This is a genomic window from Streptosporangium sp. NPDC050855 (assembly GCF_044456585.1).
Taxonomy (GTDB): Bacteria; Actinomycetota; Actinomycetes; order Streptosporangiales; family Streptosporangiaceae; genus Streptosporangium; species Streptosporangium longisporum.
In genome coordinates this window covers 75,949-93,926 of the sequence record NZ_JBITFY010000014.1, presented here as the reverse complement: position 1 = coordinate 93,926, position 17,978 = coordinate 75,949, and the positions used below count along the sequence as shown (strand labels likewise).

Annotated in this window: 17 protein-coding genes; 12 read left to right on the top strand and 5 right to left on the bottom strand. The window is 71.6% G+C overall.

Annotated features, from left to right (window positions below):
- On the bottom strand, nt 1–702 hold the full coding sequence (locus tag ACIBCT_RS26535; RefSeq protein WP_399192955.1) for a sensor histidine kinase: 702 nt from the start codon (nt 700–702) through the stop codon (nt 1–3).
- 480 nt (nt 703–1,182) lie between these two features.
- On the opposite strand from ACIBCT_RS26535, the gene ACIBCT_RS26530 reads away from it, so the two are divergent.
- Genes ACIBCT_RS26530 through ACIBCT_RS26520 form a run of 3 tightly spaced genes read left to right on the top strand, consistent with a single transcriptional unit; the run spans nt 1,183 to nt 3,619 of the window.
- A complete protein-coding gene (locus tag ACIBCT_RS26530) occupies nt 1,183–1,974 on the top strand; it encodes an SRPBCC domain-containing protein (protein ID WP_399192953.1) in 792 nt (263 codons plus the stop codon).
- Nucleotides 1,974–2,327 (top strand): YciI family protein, encoded by a 354-nt coding sequence (locus tag ACIBCT_RS26525; RefSeq protein ID WP_399192951.1) that lies wholly within the window; start codon nt 1,974–1,976, stop codon nt 2,325–2,327. The genes ACIBCT_RS26530 and ACIBCT_RS26525 overlap by 1 nt, the downstream gene beginning before the upstream one ends.
- A gap of 50 nt (nt 2,328–2,377) precedes the next feature.
- Nucleotides 2,378–3,619 carry an RNA polymerase sigma factor gene (locus ACIBCT_RS26520; RefSeq protein WP_399192949.1) on the top strand — a complete coding sequence of 414 codons (1,242 nt, stop codon included), beginning with the start codon at nt 2,378–2,380 and terminating at the stop codon, nt 3,617–3,619.
- 133 nt (nt 3,620–3,752) lie between these two features.
- On the opposite strand, the gene ACIBCT_RS26515 is transcribed toward ACIBCT_RS26520, so the two are convergent.
- Nucleotides 3,753–4,466 carry a M50 family metallopeptidase gene (locus ACIBCT_RS26515; RefSeq protein WP_344900539.1) on the bottom strand — a complete coding sequence of 238 codons (714 nt, stop codon included), beginning with the start codon at nt 4,464–4,466 and terminating at the stop codon, nt 3,753–3,755.
- A 171-nt stretch (nt 4,467–4,637) separates the two neighbouring features.
- Here ACIBCT_RS26515 and ACIBCT_RS26510 point away from each other — a divergent pair, with 171 nt between their 5' ends.
- Nucleotides 4,638–5,114 (top strand): nuclear transport factor 2 family protein, encoded by a 477-nt coding sequence (locus tag ACIBCT_RS26510; RefSeq protein ID WP_399192947.1) that lies wholly within the window; start codon nt 4,638–4,640, stop codon nt 5,112–5,114.
- A gap of 10 nt (nt 5,115–5,124) precedes the next feature.
- The gene (locus tag ACIBCT_RS26505; protein ID WP_399192944.1) at nt 5,125–6,267 is read left to right on the top strand and encodes a magnesium and cobalt transport protein CorA; all 1,143 of its coding nucleotides are present in this window, start codon (nt 5,125–5,127) and stop codon (nt 6,265–6,267) included.
- Nucleotides 6,268–6,302: 35 nt separating this feature from the next.
- On the opposite strand, the gene ACIBCT_RS26500 is transcribed toward ACIBCT_RS26505, so the two are convergent.
- Both ACIBCT_RS26500 and ACIBCT_RS26495 read right to left on the bottom strand, forming a co-directional pair.
- Nucleotides 6,303–8,207, bottom strand: a complete 1,905-nt coding sequence (locus tag ACIBCT_RS26500; RefSeq protein WP_399192942.1) for an aldehyde ferredoxin oxidoreductase family protein — start codon at nt 8,205–8,207, stop codon at nt 6,303–6,305.
- Nucleotides 8,204–9,106, bottom strand: coding sequence for a fumarylacetoacetate hydrolase family protein (locus ACIBCT_RS26495; protein WP_399192940.1), 903 nt, complete (start codon nt 9,104–9,106; stop codon nt 8,204–8,206). Before ACIBCT_RS26495 ends, ACIBCT_RS26500 begins: the two co-directional genes overlap by 4 nt.
- 386 nt (nt 9,107–9,492) lie before the next feature.
- Between ACIBCT_RS26495 and ACIBCT_RS26490 the strand changes: the two genes are divergently transcribed.
- From ACIBCT_RS26490 to ACIBCT_RS26460, 7 genes are all read left to right on the top strand, one after another.
- On the top strand, nt 9,493–10,797 hold the full coding sequence (locus tag ACIBCT_RS26490) for an enolase C-terminal domain-like protein (protein WP_399192938.1): 1,305 nt from the start codon (nt 9,493–9,495) through the stop codon (nt 10,795–10,797).
- Entirely contained in the window at nt 10,794–12,473 is a 1,680-nt protein-coding gene (locus tag ACIBCT_RS26485) for an ATP-binding cassette domain-containing protein (protein WP_399192936.1), read from the top strand. Before ACIBCT_RS26490 ends, ACIBCT_RS26485 begins: the two co-directional genes overlap by 4 nt.
- Complete coding sequence (locus ACIBCT_RS26480; RefSeq protein ID WP_399192934.1) at nt 12,470–13,498, top strand: ABC transporter permease; 1,029 nt, start codon at nt 12,470–12,472, stop codon at nt 13,496–13,498. Before ACIBCT_RS26485 ends, ACIBCT_RS26480 begins: the two co-directional genes overlap by 4 nt.
- 92 nt (nt 13,499–13,590) lie before the next feature.
- The gene (locus tag ACIBCT_RS26475; protein ID WP_399192932.1) at nt 13,591–14,607 is read left to right on the top strand and encodes an ABC transporter substrate-binding protein; all 1,017 of its coding nucleotides are present in this window, start codon (nt 13,591–13,593) and stop codon (nt 14,605–14,607) included.
- Between the two features lie 32 nt (nt 14,608–14,639).
- Nucleotides 14,640–15,347 (top strand): FadR/GntR family transcriptional regulator, encoded by a 708-nt coding sequence (locus tag ACIBCT_RS26470; protein ID WP_399192930.1) that lies wholly within the window; start codon nt 14,640–14,642, stop codon nt 15,345–15,347.
- Between the two features lie 58 nt (nt 15,348–15,405).
- Nucleotides 15,406–16,227, top strand: a complete 822-nt coding sequence (locus ACIBCT_RS26465; protein WP_399192928.1) for a phytanoyl-CoA dioxygenase family protein — start codon at nt 15,406–15,408, stop codon at nt 16,225–16,227.
- A 28-nt stretch (nt 16,228–16,255) separates the two neighbouring features.
- Nucleotides 16,256–17,263: an aldo/keto reductase gene (locus tag ACIBCT_RS26460; RefSeq protein WP_399192926.1), complete on the top strand. Its 1,008-nt coding sequence runs from the start codon at nt 16,256–16,258 to the stop codon at nt 17,261–17,263.
- A 161-nt stretch (nt 17,264–17,424) separates the two neighbouring features.
- Here ACIBCT_RS26460 and ACIBCT_RS26455 read toward each other — a convergent pair whose 3' ends face one another.
- Nucleotides 17,425–17,859, bottom strand: a complete 435-nt coding sequence (locus ACIBCT_RS26455; RefSeq protein WP_399192924.1) for a hypothetical protein — start codon at nt 17,857–17,859, stop codon at nt 17,425–17,427.
- Between the last annotated feature and the right edge of the window lie 119 nt (nt 17,860–17,978).

Sequence of the window (17,978 nt, the reverse complement as noted above, 5' to 3'; positions counted from 1 at the left end):
TTATTCGGAAAAATTACCAGGAAGTTCGGCTATCAGGGTGAACCACCCGTCCTTGCCACCACTCGCCCGTATCGTGCCGCCGAGCTCCTCCAGGCGGTGGCGCAGATTGCCCACGCCGCTGCCGGGCGGGAACGTCTCCCGCCGGGGCGCCCCGTCGTTGACGAGGGTCAGGCGCAGCCGGCCGCCCTGCTCGACCAGCTCGACGGCGCACCGCTTCACCCGGCTGTGCCGCAGCATGTTCGTCACGCCCTCGCGGACCACGACGCCCAGCGCGGTGCTCACCGCCTCGGGGAGCCCGTCCACGTCCACCCGTACCGAGCAGTAGGCCCCGAAGCCCTCCAGCAGCACCTTGGCCCGCGCGACCTCGCCGGGGAAGGAGATCCGGTGGCCCGCCGCGGAGAGGTTCCGCACCGAGTGCGCGGCCTGCCGCACGGCCCGCAGCACCTCTTCGAGGTCCTCGCGCAGCGGCCCGTCACCGGCCGCCCGGCGATGGGCCAGCTCCCCCCTGATCGAGGCCAGCCAGAGCCAGTGCCCCACGAGGTCGTGCATGTCGCGGGCGAACCCCTCGTAGGCCCTGGAGAGCGCCCGCTCCCGTTCGAGCCGCAGCCGTCTGATGTGCAGGGTGAGGGCGCAGGTGACGCCCAGCGAGACCAGAAGCGCACCCGCCCCTGCCGCTCCGACGAGATAGGCGGCCTGCGACATCGAGTGCCTCTCCCAGAAGAAATGATATTCCCGATAATAAACGTGAAAAACCGGCCCCGTGTCAATGCGGAAGACGGTCACGCGGTGTGATGACGGGGGCGACGAATTTCAGGTAATTACCCGACCGCCGAGATATGAATCACATATTCGGTGCAATGTCTAATAAACCGGTGTATCACGCTTCCGTCACCCCGGACGGCTCTCCCTCGCGCCCCGCCCCCACCGGCCCCGGAAGGTGCCGCACGCCCTCCGCGTACGCCGTCCCCGGGAGTACGGGGGCGTGCCGGACGGCCGGGCGGCGGCCGCGCCGGCACGCCCCCGTACGCCGCGATCCCCGGACCACGGCGTGGAAAGATCCGGTCACGGTGGGTGATCGTGGAAGATGTCCGTGCGCGGTTGTCGATTCCGGCGCTCCCCGCGTGTCGTCCTCATGAGGGGCCGCCCGGAGGCGGTCCGGGAGCGACGATCAGGACGACGGAGATGACGAGGCACATGACGGCGGACACGACGGCGGGAACGGCGACGGAGACGGCGGGCCGGGCGTTCGAGGTGACGTGGGAGGGCGAGCTGCCCGCGAGCCCGCAGGAGGTCTGGGAGGCGTTCACGCTCCACACCACCGGCTGGTACTGGGAGATCGACTACGAGCCCCGGGTCGGAGGGGCCGAGCGGGGGCTGACCGGCAAGGGCGGCGTGGTGAGCGTCTGGGAACCGCCCCGGCACTTCACCACGCGGACCCTGCCGGGCGCCGACGAGTTCAACGAGCTCGACCACCGGCTCCGGCCCACCCCGCGGGGCACCCTGCTGACCCTCACCCACCGGGGCGTCATCGCCGGGGACGACTACGACGCGGAACTCGACGCCTGCCGGAGGCACACCGCGCTCTACTACCACTCGCTCGGCGAGTACCTGCGCCACTTCCCCGGGCGCGACGCGGCCTACCTCAGGCTCGACGCGCCCGGCGGCTCCGCGTCCGGGGGGTTCGCGCGGCTGTGCCGGGCGCTGGGCGTCCCCGACGGGATCGAGGCGGGCGACCCGGTGACGCTGACACCGGCCGGCCTCGACCCGATCGAGGGCGTGGCCGACTTCGTGGCACCCGCCTTCCTCGGGGTACGGTCCGCCGACGCGCTCTACCGCTTCCACGGACGGGACGCGTGGGGATGGCCGGTCGGGGTGGCGCACCACCTGTTCGCCGAGGACGCGGACGCGGAGGCCGCCCGGCGGGCATGGGCGACATGGCTGGACGACGTGTTCACGAGCGAGAGGGAGGCGTGATGGCCCGGTACGCGGTGCTCATCTACGAGCGGGAGACGCCCGGCGGGGTGGCCGACATCCCGCCGGAGGTCATGCGGGCCCATGGGGAACTGCCCGGCCGGGTCGCCGGGCTGGGCGGCCGGATCGTCGCCGGGCTGTCGCTCGAACAGTCCGGCACGGCGACCGCGGTCCGCGGAGACCTGGTGACGGACGGCCCCTTCATCGAGACCAAGGAGGCGCTGGCCGGGGTCTTCGTGCTGGAGGCGCGCGACCTCGACCACGCGCTGGCGCTGGCCCGGCTGACGCCGATCGTGAACGGCGGCGTCGAGGTCAGGCCGCTGGTCGGCTTCGACGTCCTGGAGGAGGAGAACTGAACCCCGCCGAACGGGCGGTCGCCGACGCGCACCGTCGCGAGTGGGCCTACGTGCTCGCCGCGACGGTGCGGGTGACCCGCGACCTCGACGCCGCGGAGGAGGCCGTGCAGGACGCCTACGTCCAGGCCCTGCGGACCTGGCCGCGCGACGGCGTGCCCGACAGGCCCGGTGCCTGGCTGACCACGGTCGCCCGGCGGAACGCGCTCAACGCCATCCGCCGCCGCCGGACGCTGGAGACGAAGCTGCCCCTGCTGCTCGGCCCCGAGGACACCGGGGAGCCCGATCACCCGGAGGCGCCCGAGGTGTTCGGGGCGCCGGGGGCGTCCGGGACGGACGGCGGGGCGATCCCCGACGACCGCCTCCGGCTGATCTTCACGTGCTGCCACCCGGCGCTGGCCGAGCAGGCGCGTACCGCGCTCACGCTGCGCCTGGTGTGCGGCCTGACGACCGCCGACATCGCGCGGGCCTTCCTGGTGCCCGAGGCCACGATGGCCGCCCGCCTCACCCGGGCCAAGAAGAAGATCGCCGCTGCGCGCATCCCGTACACCGTGCCGTCCGCCGCCGACCTGCCCGAGCGCGTCGACGCGGTGCTCACCGTCCTGCACCTGCTGTACGCGGCCGGGCACACCGCCCCCTCGGGCACCGGCCTCGTCCGCGACGAGCTGGCCGGACGCGCGCTCGACCTGGCGCGCACGCTGAGGCTCCTGCTGCCCGCCGACCGCGAGGTGGCCGGGCTGCTCGCGCTGCTGCTCGCCCACCACGCGCGCCGCGCCACCCGGACCGACGCCCACGGCCGCCTGCTGCGCCTTCAGGAGCAGGACCGCTCGGCCTGGGACCGCGAGATGATCGCCGAGGCCGACCGGCTCGTGGTCGAGGCGCTCACCGCCGGGCCGCCCGGCCGGTTCACCCTGCAGGCCGCGATCGCGGCGCTGCACGCCGAGGCCCCCGGTTACGCGGAGACCGACTGGCCGCAGATTTTGACCCTGTACGACGAGCTGCTGCGGATCTGGCCGTCGCCCGTCGTGGCGCTGAACCGCGCGGTGGCGGTGTCGATGGTGCACGGCCCCGAGGTCGCGCTGACCGAGGTCGAGGCGCTCGAACGGGAGGGACGGCTGGCCGGGTACCTCTACCTGCACGCCACCAAGGCCGACCTCCTGCACCGTCTCGGCCGCGACACCGAGGCGGTGCGGTCCTACCGGGCGGCCCTGGAGCTCGGCGGCAACGTCGCCGAGCAGGAGTTCCTCACCGAACGCATCCGGTCGGCCGGTTCGAACACCGATCTCCCCGGCTGACACCACCCCGGCCGGGACGAGAACCCGACGGAGCAGGGACCGGCGGGGCAGGGGCACGACGGGGCAGGACACGACGGGGCAGGACACGACGGGGCAGGGCACGACGGGGCCGCGGCACGACGGCGCGGGACGCTCAGAGCAGCGCGAACGCCGGGGGGAACAGCAGGTAGGCGCCGGCCACCAGGCACGCGCCCGCCACCAGCAGGAACAGGAACACCCAGAACCCTCCGGGCAGGAAGGTCAGCCGGGCGAGCTGGTCGGCGTCGGAGTCGGGCGCCCGGCCGCGACGGCGCTTGCCCTGCAGTTCCACGATCGGCCGCACCCCGCCCAGCAGCAGGAACCACACGGCCAGGTAGGCCAGGACCGCGTCCATGTCGGGCGCGGCGTACCAGGTGAAGGCGGCGATCGCGCCCCCGGTGGCCAGCAGGCTCACCACGCCGAACAGGTTGCGGATCAGCAGCAGCATGCAGAACAGCAGTCCGATCACGACCGTGATCAGCACCGCCACGTAGCCGGACGCGGTCAGCCAGGCCCCTCCCAGCCCCAGCAGGGAAGGGGCGACGTACCCGGCGGCGGCGGTCAGGATCATGCCGAGCCCGCGCGGCCTGCCCCTGGTGAGGGTCACGCCCGAGGTGTCGGAGTGCAGCCGGATCCCCTCCAGCTTGCGCCGGGTGAGCAGCGCCACCAGCGCGTGCCCGCCCTCGTGGGCGATGGTGATCAGCCCCCGGGACAGCTGCCAGGAGGTGGACCACGACACCACGCCCAGCGCCACCAGCGCCGACAGCAGCACCACCCACAGGGGCGGCCCGGAACGGGCCGTGGTCAGGGTCACCCAGACGTCGGACAACGCTCACTTCTCCTTCGCGACATGGGAGCAAAGCGTCCCACGTCCGCCGGTGTGCTGGCGATAAAGTCGGGCCGTGCCGAACATGATTCCGGGTCCCGCGCACGCCGCCGGGCCCGGGACCCCGCGCGCACTACACTCGGTCCGCAGGACACCGATGGTCGGGAGAGACTCGTGAACGACCGGAACGCCGCGCTCATCGAAACGTTCTACGACGCCTTCGCACGACGCGATCCCGACGCGATGGAGCGCTGCTACCACCCGGACGTCACCTTCGGCGACCCCGTCTTCCAGGAGCTCGAGGGACGCGACAGGGTCATGGGCATGTGGCGGATGCTGCTCGGCCGCAGCGCCGACCTCAGCGTGACCGTCCGCGACGTCACCGCCCGCGACCACGAGGGCGCCGCGCACTGGACCGCCCGCTACACCTTCGGCAGGACGGGCAGGAAGGTCGTCAACGAGATCGACGCCCAGTTCCGCTTCGAGGACGGCCTGATCGTCCGCCACCACGACGACTTCGACCTCAGGCGCTGGTCCAAGATGGCGATGGGACGGCCGGCCGGGGTCGTCCTCGGCTGGACCCCTATGCTCAGGGCGAGGATCCGCAGTACGGCGATGGAGTCGCTGCAGGAGTTCATGAGCACCCGATGAGGAGGGACGCGTGACCGACCGGCGACTGAGGGGGTTGCGCAGCCTGGTGCGCGGCCGTTCCGCCACCGGCAGGGACTCCCCGGAGCGGTCGATGGACCCCCGGTCCGCCGGTGACGAGCCGCCCCCGCCCCGCTCGCGCGTCATCGACAACGCGATCTACGTCGACGGGCACCGCGCCGCCACCCCCGGATCGCTGCCCGAGGCGTTCGAGCGCCTGAAGAACACCCCCGGCAGCATGGCCTGGATCGGCTTCTACCGGCCCGAGGACGGGGTCATCGTCAACGTCGCCGAGGAGTTCGACCTGCACGAGCTCGCGGTCGAGGACGCGATCGTCGCCCACCAGCGGCCCAAGGCCGACCGCTACGGCGACACCCTCTTCGTGGTGCTGCGCCCGGCCCGCTACCTCGACGAGACCGAGGAGGTCGACTTCGGCGAGCTGCACGTCTTCGTCGGCCCGAACTTCGTGATCACCGTACGGCACAGCGAGGCCCCCGACCTGTCCCAGGTCCGCCGGCGGATGCAGCACGACCCCGACCTGCTCGCCCAGGGCCCGCAGGCCGTGCTCTACGCCATCCTGGACGCGGTCGTGGACGGGTACGCCCCGGTCGTCGCGGGGCTGCAGAACGACATCGACGAGATCGAGGTGCAGGTCTTCGGCAACGAGCCCGGGGTCTCCCGCCGCATCTACGAGCTGTCCCGCGAGGTGATCGAGTTCCAGCGGGCCACCCAGCCGCTGCTGGGGATGATCGAGGGCTTCATCGCGGGCGCCGCGAAGTACGGGGTGGACCAGGAGCTGCAGCGCTACCTGCGGGACGTGGCCGACCACGCGATCACCGTCGCCGAGCGGGTCGGCGGGTTCCGCCAGATGCTCCAGGACATCCTGGTGGTCAACTCCACCATGGTCGCCCAGGCGCAGAACGAGCACATGACCAACCTCACCGAGGCGAGCAACGCCCAGAACGAGGAGGTCAAGCGGATCTCCGCCTGGGCCGCGATCCTGTTCGCCCCCACCCTCGTCGGGACCATCTACGGCATGAACTTCGACGTCATGCCCGAGCTCCACTGGAGGTGGGGGTACCCGTTCGCGGTCGTGCTCATGGCGGGCGTCTGCCTCACCCTGTACGTGGTCTTCAAGCGCCGCGACTGGCTCTGACCGGCCGCGTCCGTCCCGGGTCCCCGCCGGGCGGGTCAGGGACGGGGGAGATGGGCCTGTGCCCAGGCCAGGTCGAGCGTCCGCAGGGTCTCCGGGGTGGGGACGCCGTCGTCGTCCCATCCGGTGATCCGGTAGTACAGCCGCAGCGCCGCCGCGAAGCCGTCCTCGTCGAGCAGGACCCCCTCGTGGCGTCCGGCGTCGACGGGCTCCTCGTGGAAGCGCCGGGGCAGGGCGTCGTCGGCGGCGCGCAGGCCCTCGCGGAGGTTGTAGACGCGCATCAGCTGCCAGCGCCGCCTGCCCCAGACGAACAGCTCGCTGTCGCTCGTCCGCCAGCCGGTGACCGCGGCCACCAGGCGCGCGATGCCCGGCAGGTCCAGTTCGCGGACCGGGGGACCGGCGAAGAGCGACAGGCAGAGCGCGTCCATCCCGCTCCACATGTCGACGAGGAGGCCGGTCCGCACCACGCGCCGGTCGTCGAGCAGTTCCATCGGCTCGTATTCGAGCGTGCCGAGCGTCCGCATCTGGTCGAGGCCGTGCCGCCACCCGCCCACCGGGTCGAAGTCGATGTCGTGCTCGACGATCTCGTACCGCGGCCCGACCGGGCTCACGGCGTACGCCAGCGCCTGCCCGGCCGAGGCGCGCGGTTCGAACGAGACCATCTCCAGTCCCTTGACGTGCATCGCCAGCGGGCCGAACTCCTCGCCGAGGGCGTCGGCCGCCCGTCTCACCCCCTCCGACAGCAGGCGCACGGGCTCCCTGCCCAGGGCCACCGTCTCCAGGAAGGCGACGAGCGCGGGAGTGTCCCCGAACGCCGGAGGCTCCGCGCCGAGCCTGCGCGCGTCCAGGAGCCCCCTGGCCGCCGCCTCGCAGGCGAACGACACGGTGAAGGCCAGCGAGACGGGGTCGACCCCCCACAGGTGGCAGCGGGCGTTGAGGTCGAGGAGGGTCGCCGTGTCGGTGATGCCCAGCCCCAGGCCGAACGCGGCGAAGGCCTCCTGGTGCAGGCCGCCCGCGCGGGCGTCGACACCGTTGTCGAAGATCTTGATGCAGTCGTTCGGGCAGCCGGGACAGTTGCCCTCGCCCTTGACCAGAGCGGAGACGAGCCTCTCGCGCATGTCGCCGGGCAGCGCGGGGAGGCGACTGGTGCTGTAGTTCGTCCCTCCGCCGTAGCCCGCGTTCGCGTCGCCGTCGGCGATCCACGCGCCGAACCCCGGGGGGTCGTGCTGCACGGCCGTGAGGTCGTTCCCCGCGATCCGCCCGGCGTACTCGGCGGTGAGCCGTTCCAGCTCCGCCGCGTCATGGACGGCGGGGGCGGAACCGCCGGCGATGACGACCGCCTTGAGCCTCTTGGAGCCCATGACGGCGCCCAGCCCCATGCGGGCGGCCGGGAACGTCCGGTCGGTGACGATGCTCGCGAAGCGGACGAGGGACTCGCCGGCCTCCCCGATGACGGCCACGTGCGCGTCCGGCCCGTGCCGTTCCACGAGCCGGTCGGTGGCGGCCGCGGTGTCCAGGCCCCACAGGTCCCCGGCGTCGTGCAGGCTCGGCCGCCCGTCCTCGACGAGGAGGTAGACGGGCCGGTCGGCGGCCCCGCCGATGATCAGCCCGTCGTGCCCGGACGCCTTGAGGGCCAGGCCGAACGGGCCCTCCACCCGGGCCTCGCCGATCCCGCCGGTGAGCGGGGACTTGGCGAGGACCGCGAAGCGGGGGAGCCCGACGTAGGGATGCCCGGCGATCACGCTCGACCAGAACGTCAGCAGCGTCTCCGGCGCGAACGCGTCCAGCCCGGCGGGGGTGAGGTCGAGGAGGAGCTTGGTGCCCATCAGCCCGCCGCCGACGTAGCGGCGGTAGTCGTCGGCCGACGGGGTGAGGACGCGGGTGGCGCCGGTGCCGAGGTCGACCCTGAGCAGGGTCCCGTTGTACCCGGGGGTGGAGGTCACGAGAGCGTCCCGGAGCGGACCCGCTCCAGTTCGCGGGCGTGGTCCCCGGCCCCGCGGACGACCGTGTTGCGCAGGGTGCCGACCTCGGCGACGCCGATCTCGACGAGGTCGCCGGGCTCCAGGGTGAACGGCAGGTCCGGGACCAGGCAGGTGCCCGTCGACAGGACCGCCCCGTCGGCGAAGGTGTTGTCGCGGAACAGGTATCCGGCCAGCTCGGCGAAGCCGCGGTTGAGCTGCGCGGTCGAGGCGGAGCCGTGCCAGACCCTGTGCCCGGCCCGGGTGATGGACAGCTCCACGGTCAGGGCGCCGGGGTCCTCGACCTCCCAGGCCGGCCGGATCGCCGGGCCGAGCGCGCACGCGCCGTCGTAGATCTTCGCCTGGGGCAGGTAGAGGGGGTTCTCCGCCTCCAGGCTCCGCGAGCTCACGTCGTCGCACACGGTCAGGCCGAACATCTCGCCCGCGCTGTTGAGGACGAGCGCCGCCTCGGGCTCGGGCACGCTGATCGCCGAGTCCGCCCGGACGGCGATGGGCTCGCCGTCCCCGACCACCTTCCAGGCGACGGCCTTGAAGAACAGCTCGGGCCGGTCGGCGTGGTAGACGCGCTCGTACACGTCGGCCTCGTTGAGGCTCTCCTCCATCCGGGCCAGCCGCGAGTTCTGGTACGTCACGCCCGCGGCCCACACCTCGGTGCGGCCGTCGACGGGAGGCAGCAGGACGACCTCCTCCAGGGCGGTCCCGGCTCCCGAGGCCCCCTCGCACAGGTCGCGCGCCCGCCCAAGGGGCAGCCGCAGCAACGCGGCCACGGTCTCCGCCCCCTCGACCGGGACCACCCGCCCTTCGCGGAGCACGCCGACGCCGGCGGGTGACCGGCGATCCCGGCGGTAACGGACGATGTGCACGGGGGGCTCCTCAGCGTGGTTCGCGACGGTGTCCTGGACGGCCCGGAAGCCACAAGGACACCACGTCCTGTCAGACATACGATGTTTAAGTCCCTGTGCGCTCAAAGTCAAGGGTTCCGTCCCCAGGCGTCCTCGAGGAAGACGTCGGTCCGTAAACTCCGGACAGAAGCGACGAATGTTTCCCTGAGGCTCCGACCGACAAGATGTGAACAGGTCTTTCTCCGACAACGAGTGAACCTTCCCGGGACGACTCCGCGCCCGGAACGCCGGATTTTTACCTGCCGGAAATCTATTGACAACACGCGGGGCCGGGTGTTTCGTGGCCTAAACATTCGATGTTTGGTGTGACGAGGTCCGCCGTACGAGCCGTGACGAAGGAAGCCCCCTTGACCAAGATCACCGCAGTCGAGTCCGTCGACCTCCGCTTTCCCACCTCGCGCTGGCTCGACGGCTCCGACGCGATGAACCCCGCACCCGACTACTCGGCCGCGTACGTGATCATCCGCACCGACGCCGGAGACGGCCTCGAAGGGCACGGGTTCACCTTCACGATCGGCCGGGGCAACGAGCTGTGCACCGCCGCGATCGACTCCTACGCCCCGTTCGTGGTGGGCCTCGACCTTGAGGAGACCCTGGCCGACCTCGGCGGGTTCTGGAAGCGGCTGACCGGCGAGAGCCAGCTCCGCTGGCTCGGGCCGGAGAAGGGGGTCGTGCACCTGGCGGTGGCCGCCGTCGTCAACGCGGTCTGGGACCTGCGCGCCAAGCGGGAGGGCAAGCCGCTGTGGCGCCTGCTGTCGGAGATGAGCCCCCGGGAGATCGTCGACCTGGTCGACTTCCGCCACATCGCCGACGTCCTGTCGCCCGAGCGGGCCCTGGAGCTGCTGGAGTCACGCGTCGGCGGCCGGGCCGAGCGCACCGCCCTAATCCACCGCGAGGGCGTGCCCGCGTACACCACCTCGGCGGGTTGGCTCGGCTACAGCGACGACAAGCTCCGCACCCTCGCCACCGAGGCGGTCGACGCCGGCTGGCGGCACCTCAAGCTCAAGGTCGGCGCCGACATCGGCGACGACGTCCGCCGCGCGGGCATCCTGCGGGAGGTGCTCGGTCCTGACCGCAAGCTGATGATGGACGCCAACCAGGTGTGGAACGTCGACGAGGCGATCCGCAACATGGAGGCCCTGGCGCCGTTCGACCCGTGGTGGATCGAGGAGCCCACCAGCCCCGACGACGTCCTCGGGCACGCGGAGATCGCCCGCAAGATCGCCCCGATCCGCGTCGCCACCGGCGAGCACGTCCAGAACCGCGTCATGTTCAAGCAGTTCCTCCAGGCGGGCGGGATGGGCTTCTGCCAGATCGACGCCTGCCGGCTCGGCGGGGTGAACGAGGTCGTCGCGGTCCTGCTGCTGGCCGCCCACCACGGCATCCCGGTCTGCCCGCACGCCGGCGGGGTGGGCCTGTGCGAGTACGTCCAGCACCTGTCGATCTTCGACTACATCGCCGTCGGCGCCTCCTTCGACGACGTGGTGGTGGAGTACGTGGACCACCTGCACGAGCACTTCCTCGACCCGGTGCGGATGAGGAACGGCCGCTACGTCGCCCCCTCGGCCCCCGGCTACAGCGCCCAGATGCACGAGGCCACCCTGCGCGACCACGCCTGGCCCGGCGGCGCGGTCTGGGCGGACGCCCGATGAGCCCGGTCGTGTCCATGTCGGGGGTGCGGCTGGCCTTCCCGGGCACCCAGGCACTGGACGGCGCGGACTTCGAGATCGAACCGGGGGAGATCCGCTCCCTGCTGGGCGAGAACGGCGCCGGCAAGTCCACGCTGATGAAGGTGCTGGCCGGCGCCGAGCGGCCCGACGACGGAGAGATCCGCGTCGACGGCGAGGTCGTCGCCCACCAGACCCCCAGGAACGCGCGGGAGCTGGGGATCGCCATGGTCTTCCAGGAGATGAGCCTGGCGCCCAACCTCACCGTCGCGGAGAACATCACGCTCGGCCGCCCGCCCGCCTCGTACGGCGTGGTGTCCTGGAACGGCGTGCGCGAGCGGGCCGCCGAGGCCCTGGAGCAGCTGAACGTGGGCGTCCCCCTGGACGCCCTCGCCCGCACCCTCACGATCGCGCAGCAGCAGATGGTCGAGATCGCCAAGGCGGTCGCCGGCGACCTGAAGGTCCTGATCCTCGACGAGCCGACCTCCGCGCTCACCGAGACCGAGACGCAGGAGCTCTTCACGCTGATCAGGAGGCTGTCGGCCCGGGGCATCGCGGTGGTCTACATCTCCCACAACCTGGAGGAGATCTTCGTCGTCTGCGACAGCGTGACCGTGATGCGCGACGGCAGGACGATCGCCACCCACCGGACCGCGGAGACGGACGTCGACCAGCTCATCGGGGAGATGGTCGGCCGCGTGCTGTCGGACATGATGCCCAAGGAGTCGATCCCCCGGGGCGAGGTCGTCCTCGACGTCCGCGACCTCGTCGTCGACGGCAAGGACGTCCCCGTCAGCTTCCAGGCGCACCGCGGCGAGGTCCTGGGATTCGCCGGCCTGCTCGGAGCCGGCCGCACGGCGCTGATGCGCTGCCTGGTGGGAGACATCCCCCGCACCTCGGGGACCGTCGAGCTGCACGGCCGGCCCCTCGACCCGCGCCGTCCCGGCGACGCGATCCGCAGGGGCCTGGGCTACCTGTCCGACGACCGCCGGGCCAGCGGCATCGTCGGCGGCCTGAGCGTCCGCGAGAACATCGGCCTGGCCTGCCTGTCGCTGAACGCCCGGTACGGCGTCATGAGGTCGCTCCAGGAGAGACGCCTGGCCGTCACGACCGCCGAACGGCTGCGCATCGTGACCAACGGCGTCGAGAAGAAGGTCGGGGAGCTGTCCGGGGGCAACCAGCAGAAGGTCGTCCTGGGCAAGTGGATGGCCGCGGGCGTGGAGGTGCTGATCCTCGACGAACCGACCCGGGGGATCGACGTCGGCGCCAAGGCGGAGGTCTACCAGCTCGTCAACGACCTCGCCAGGGAGGGCAAGGCCGTCATCCTGGTCTCCTCCTACCTGCCCGAGGTCCTCGGCATGAGCGACCGGGTGCTCGTCATGCGCGCGGGCTCCATCGTCGGCGAGTACGACCGCGAGGACGCCACGTCCGAGTCGGTGATGTACGACGCCACCGGCCAGGCCAAACCCGAGGAGTTCACCCGGGTCACCGGCTACGTCGACTCGCTCCTGGCCGGGCCCGCCACCGGGGCCACCGGGGCCACAGGGCCCGCCCCCGGAGCGACCGGGGATCCCGGGACCACCGAGCCCCCCGGGGATCCCGGAACCCCCGCCGCTCCCACCCCCGCCCGACCCACCGGCACCCCGAAGGAGCGTCCGTGAAGACCACCGACGAAGCACCGCGGCTCGCGGGCGGCTCACCGGGCGTGCCCTCGTCGCCACCCGGCGCGCGCTGGCGCGCCCTCGTCGCCCCGCTGGGCCAGCAGCTCGCCCCCTTCACGATCGTGTTCGTGATCTGCGTCGTGCTGTGGATCCTCACCCCGCACTTCCTGACCACCTCGAACATCCTGGGCAACCTCGTCCAGATGTCGAGCCTCGCCATCATCGCGGTCGGCGCCACCATGGTCATCGTCGCGGCCGGCATCGACCTGTCGGTGAGCACGGTGGTCGGCCTGGCCGGGGTCGTCTCCACCGTGTCCATCGTCGAGTACGGCACGGGCGTCCCCCTCGGGCTGCTCGCCGGCGTCGCGGCCGGCGGGCTGGTCGGGCTCGTCAACGGCCTCCTGGTGAGCAAACTGGGGCTTCCCGCCTTCATCACCACGCTCGGCACCCTCAGCGTCTGCGGAGGCGCGGCGCTGCTGATCACCGACGGCAAGGCCGTGTACGGGCTGCCCGACGGCTTCAAGTGGCTGGGCAACGGCACCGTGCTCGGGATCCCGGTCCCGATCATCCTGATGCTGGTCGTGGCGTTCGCCGGCCACTTCCTGCTCTCCCGCACCACCCTCGGCCGCGCGGCGTACGCCATCGGGGGCAACCCCGAGACCGCCCGGCTGTCGGGCATCAACGTCGCCGCGATCCTCATCGCGCTGTACGTGATCTCCGGCCTCCTGGCGGGGCTCGCGGGCATCCTCGAGGCGTCGCGGGTCGTCAGCGGCCAGCCCACCGCGGGGACCAACTACAACCTCAACGCCATCGCGGCGGCCGTCATCGGAGGCGCCAGCCTCTTCGGCGGCGAGGGAAGGATCGTCGGCGCCGTCGTCGGCGCGATGATCCTGCAGCTCATCGGCAACGGCAGCAACCTGCTCAACATCTCGACGTTCTGGCAGAGCGTCATCGTCGGCGTCGTGGTCATCCTGGCCGTCCTCTACGACCAGATACGCCACCGCCGGGCCAGAAAGGCCACCTGACCCCCCCATCCGCCCCACGCGGCCCGGCCCAAGAGACCGCCCCGCCGCCCGTCCTCCACCGCCGTGCACCACCCCGCCTGATCGAGGTCACCATGAACACCAGCAGGAACCCGGCACACCGCAGGACGCGGCGCTCGCTCGCCCTCGTCTCCGTCGTGTGCCTCTCACTCGCCCTCACCGCGTGCGGCAGGGACCAGGGCACCACCACCGCGTCCGGCGGCGGGGCAGGGGGCCAGAAGCTCACCATCGCCGTCGTGCCCGGATCCACCGGCTACTTCTACTGGGGAAGCCTGCACGCCGGGGCCAAGGCCGCCGCGGACGAGCTGGGCGCCGAACTGGTGTGGCGCGGCACCGCCACCCAGAGCGACATCACCGGCCAGACGAACATCCTGCAGGACTTCGTCAACCGCAAGGTCAGCGGCATCGCCTTCGCGGCGAACGACACCAAGGCCCTGGCCCCGATCGTCGAGCAGGCCGCGGCGGCCAAGATCCCGATCGTGAGCGCGGACGCGGGCATCGACCCGCAGTCGATCCCGCTCATCGCCACGGACAACGAGAACGCCGCGGGCCAGGCCGCCGACTTCATCGGCGAGAAACTGGGCGGCAAGGGCAAGGTCGCCCTCCTGCCGTTCCTGGCCACCTCGGCCACCTCGCAGGCCCGGGAGAAGGGCTTCACCGACCGGCTCACCGAGAAGTACCCCGACATCGAGATCGTCGCGAAGAAGTACACCGACGGCGACGTCAACAAGTCGCTGACCATCATGAACGACGTCCTCAGCGCCCACCCCGACCTCAACGCCGTGTTCGGCCTCAACGAGCCGAGCGTGATCGGCGCGATCCGCGCGCTCGAGGCCAAGAAGACCAAGGGTGTGACCGTCGTCGGCTTCGACAACGCCCCCGACGAGGTCAAGGCGCTCAAGGCCGGCACCGTGGCCGCCCTGGTGGTCCAGGACCCGTACAAGATCGGTTACGAGAGCGTGATGGCGCTGAAGAAGATGGTCGACGGGGGCACGGTGGAGAATGTCGACACCGGCGCCACTCTCGTCACTCCGGACAACATCGACGATCCGAAGATCGAGAAGTTGATCAACCCGCCGGTCGAGAAGTAACCACACCGACCTCACCCCGGAGGGGCCCCGCCGTGCGAATCACAGACATCGCCATCGAGCGACTTCGCGAGCTGATCGTGTCCGGCGTGTTCCCCCCCGGGGCCAGGCTGCCCTCCGAGACGGAGCTGGCGCAGCAGCTCGGCATCTCCCGCGGATCGATGCGCGAGGCGGTCAGGGCCCTCACCCACGCCCAGATGCTCTCGGTACGGCGCGGCGACGGGACCTACGTGACCGACCTGCAGCCCGAGGAACTGCTCCGCGGGATCGGGTTCGCCGCCCAGCTCGCCCGCAACGACACCGTTCTCGACGTGATCGAGGTCCGCAGGCTCCTGGAGCCGGCCGCGACCGCCCTCGCGGCGCTGCGCATGTCGGACGAGGCCCTCGACACCCTCAGGACGCACCTGGAGGCGATGCGCAGGACCGCCGGCGATCCCGAGTCGTTCGTCGAGCACGACGCCGCCTTCCACAACTGCATCGCCGAGTCGACCGGCAACATGTGGCTGGCCGCGGTGCTGCGCGGCCTGGCCGATCCCACGATCCGCTCCCGGCGGCTGAGGGTCGCCTCCCAGGAGGACGTCTCCCAGCTCACCCTGCGCCAGCACGAGGACATCTTCAACGCCCTCCTCGAACACGACCCGGCCCTCGCCGAGGCGACCGCCCTGGCGCACGTCCACTCCACCCAGCGCGGTCTCCGCGCCATCCTCGACGAGTCGGCGGGGCCGGCTCGCCCACACCCGTAACGATCTCCGGTCACCGGCCGCGCCACACCGCGCCGGCACAGCAAGAGGAGTACGAACCATGGACAGCATGCAGGCGCTCGCCGAGCTCGGCGTGACCCCCGCCCTGACCCCCGAGCAGCGCGAGGCCCTCGACCGCGACGGGTTCTTCGTCGTCGAGAACGTGCTCACCCCCGAGCAGTGCGCGGCCATGCGCGAGGAGTTCGACCGCATCGTCGAGGCGGAGGCCGGCAGCGGCGTGGTCATGGACGCCGAGGCCGGCGCGACCCGGCTCTCCGACCTCTTCAACAAGTCGGACGTCTTCGACGCGGCACTCGCGATCGAGCCGGTGCTCGCGGCCTCCCACTACCTCCTCGGCGACTTCAAGCTGCACGGCGCCAACATCCGCGACCCGCACCGGGGCGGGGGCGACCAGCCCCTGCACAGCGACGTGCCCAAGAGCGGGGAGGAGGACTGGCGCCTGGTGAACGCGCTCATCGTGCTCGACGACCTGACCCTGGACAACGGCCCGACGCGCATCGTGCCCGGCTCGCACCGCCTCCCGCACAACAACACGCCCACGGTGAACCTGGCCGAGGGCGAGGAGCAGCGGGGCGACTACGGCGACCAGTCCAGGTTCCCCGAGGACCCCTACGCCGAGTACCCCGGCCAGATCCTCTTCACCGCCCCCGCCGGCTCCGTCGCCGTCTGCAACGCGAGCCTGTGGCACGGCGGCACGTCCAACAGGGACGGCGCCCGCCGCCGCATGCTGCACCTGACGTACACGCGGCGGGACCTGATGCAGCAGTTCGTGCAGCAGGACCACCTCACCGAGGGCCTGTACGACCGGCTCTCCCCGGCTCAGCGGTACCTGTTCGACGTCCAGGCACCCACCCCGGCCTGATCCGCCCGACCGTACGAAAGGACGTCACATGGCATCGCCGATCGCCCCGCTCGCCCCGGTGGCCGCAGCGGCCGGAACCGCCCGCCCCCTCGGCCTCGGCACCGCGCCCCTGGGCAACCTGTTCACCGGCGTGCCCGAGGAGGACGCGGCGGCCGCCATCGGGACGGCCTGGGACCTGGGGATCCGGTCGTTCGACACCGCGCCGCTCTACGGCTACGGCGAGTCCGAGCGCAGGCTCGGACGCGCCCTGCGCGACCGTCCCCGGGACGAGTACACGATCTCCACGAAGGTGGGCCGCCTGATCCGCGAGGGCGCCCCGCCCTCGCCCGAGCAGCTGCACGACGGCGAGCACTTCTACAAGACCTCCGGACGGGCCAACCCGGTCTTCGACTACGGCTACGACGGGGTCATGCGATCCCTCGAGGAGAGCCTGGAACGGCTCGGGCTCGACCGCGTCGACCTCCTGTACATCCACGACCCCGACGACCACTACGCCGAGGCGGTGGAAGGCGCGTACCGGGCACTCGACAGCCTGCGCGAGCAAGGGGTCGTCCGTGCGATCGGGGTGGGGATGAACCAGTCCGGGATGCTCGCCGACTTCGCCCGGGACGCACGGTTCGACTACTTCCTGCTCGCCGGCCGGTACACCCTGCTCGACCAGGGCGCGCTGGACGAGCTGCTGCCGCTCTGCCTCGAGAACGGCATCGGGATCAACGCGGGCGGTGTCCTCAACAGCGGCATCCTCGCCGACCCGTCACCCGGCGCCACCTTCGACTACGTCCCCGCGTCGGCCGAACGCCTCCGGCAGGCACGCGCCGTCGCCGAGGTCTGCGCCCGCCACGACGTACCGCTCATCGCCGCGGCCCTGCAGTTCCCCACCGCCCACCCGGCGATCGGCAGCATCCTGGTGGGCGCCCGCAACGAGCGGGAGGTACGTGACAACGACCGTCTCCTCTCCCACCCGATCCCGGCACAGCTCTGGGAGGACCTGCGGGAGCGGAGGCTCATCGCCCCCGGCGCCCCCGTCCCCGGATGACGAGCCCGGCACGGCGCGGGGAGAACACGCCAACGCCGTCCCAACGCCGTCCTCAGCGTCGATCCGCGCACCGGCACGAGCCACGGCCCGGTCGCCGACGAGACCGGTCCCGCCCTCGCCGACGACGTCGCCGGCGGGTCCCGCAGGACCCGCCGGCGCGATCAGCCGAGCCTGGTCAGGATCAGATCCAGCTTGCCCTCCATGGAGTCCATGCGTCCCTCCATGGAGTCCATCCGGGTGTTCATGGAACCCATGGAGCTTTCCAGGGAGTCCATGCGGGTGTTCATGGAACCCATGGCGCCTTCCATGGCGCCCATCCGGACCTCCAGGCCGTCGACCTTGGTCTCCAGGCCGTCGACCTTGACGTCCAGGCCGTCGACCTTGGCGGACAGCGCGGAGAGGTCCTCCCTGGTCGCCATCCTGTTCATGATCTCTTCGAACATCGGCGCGGTGTACGTCACGATCTCCTCACGGATGATCGTGGGGAGATCGTTCAGGGTCTCCTTGATGCCGGCCAGGTCGGAACCCGTCCGGAAGGCCCAGGCCTCCAGGTCCGCCACGCGCTGACCGGTGTTCTTGATCGCCACGTCGGGCATGTTACCTCCTGATCAGGGGGATGCGGAGGGATGACCGTCGCGGGACCGGGGCCGTGGTCCGTGACGACGTGGCACAGATTGAACACGAGACGTCACCGTCGCGAGGCGGTTTTCCGGGA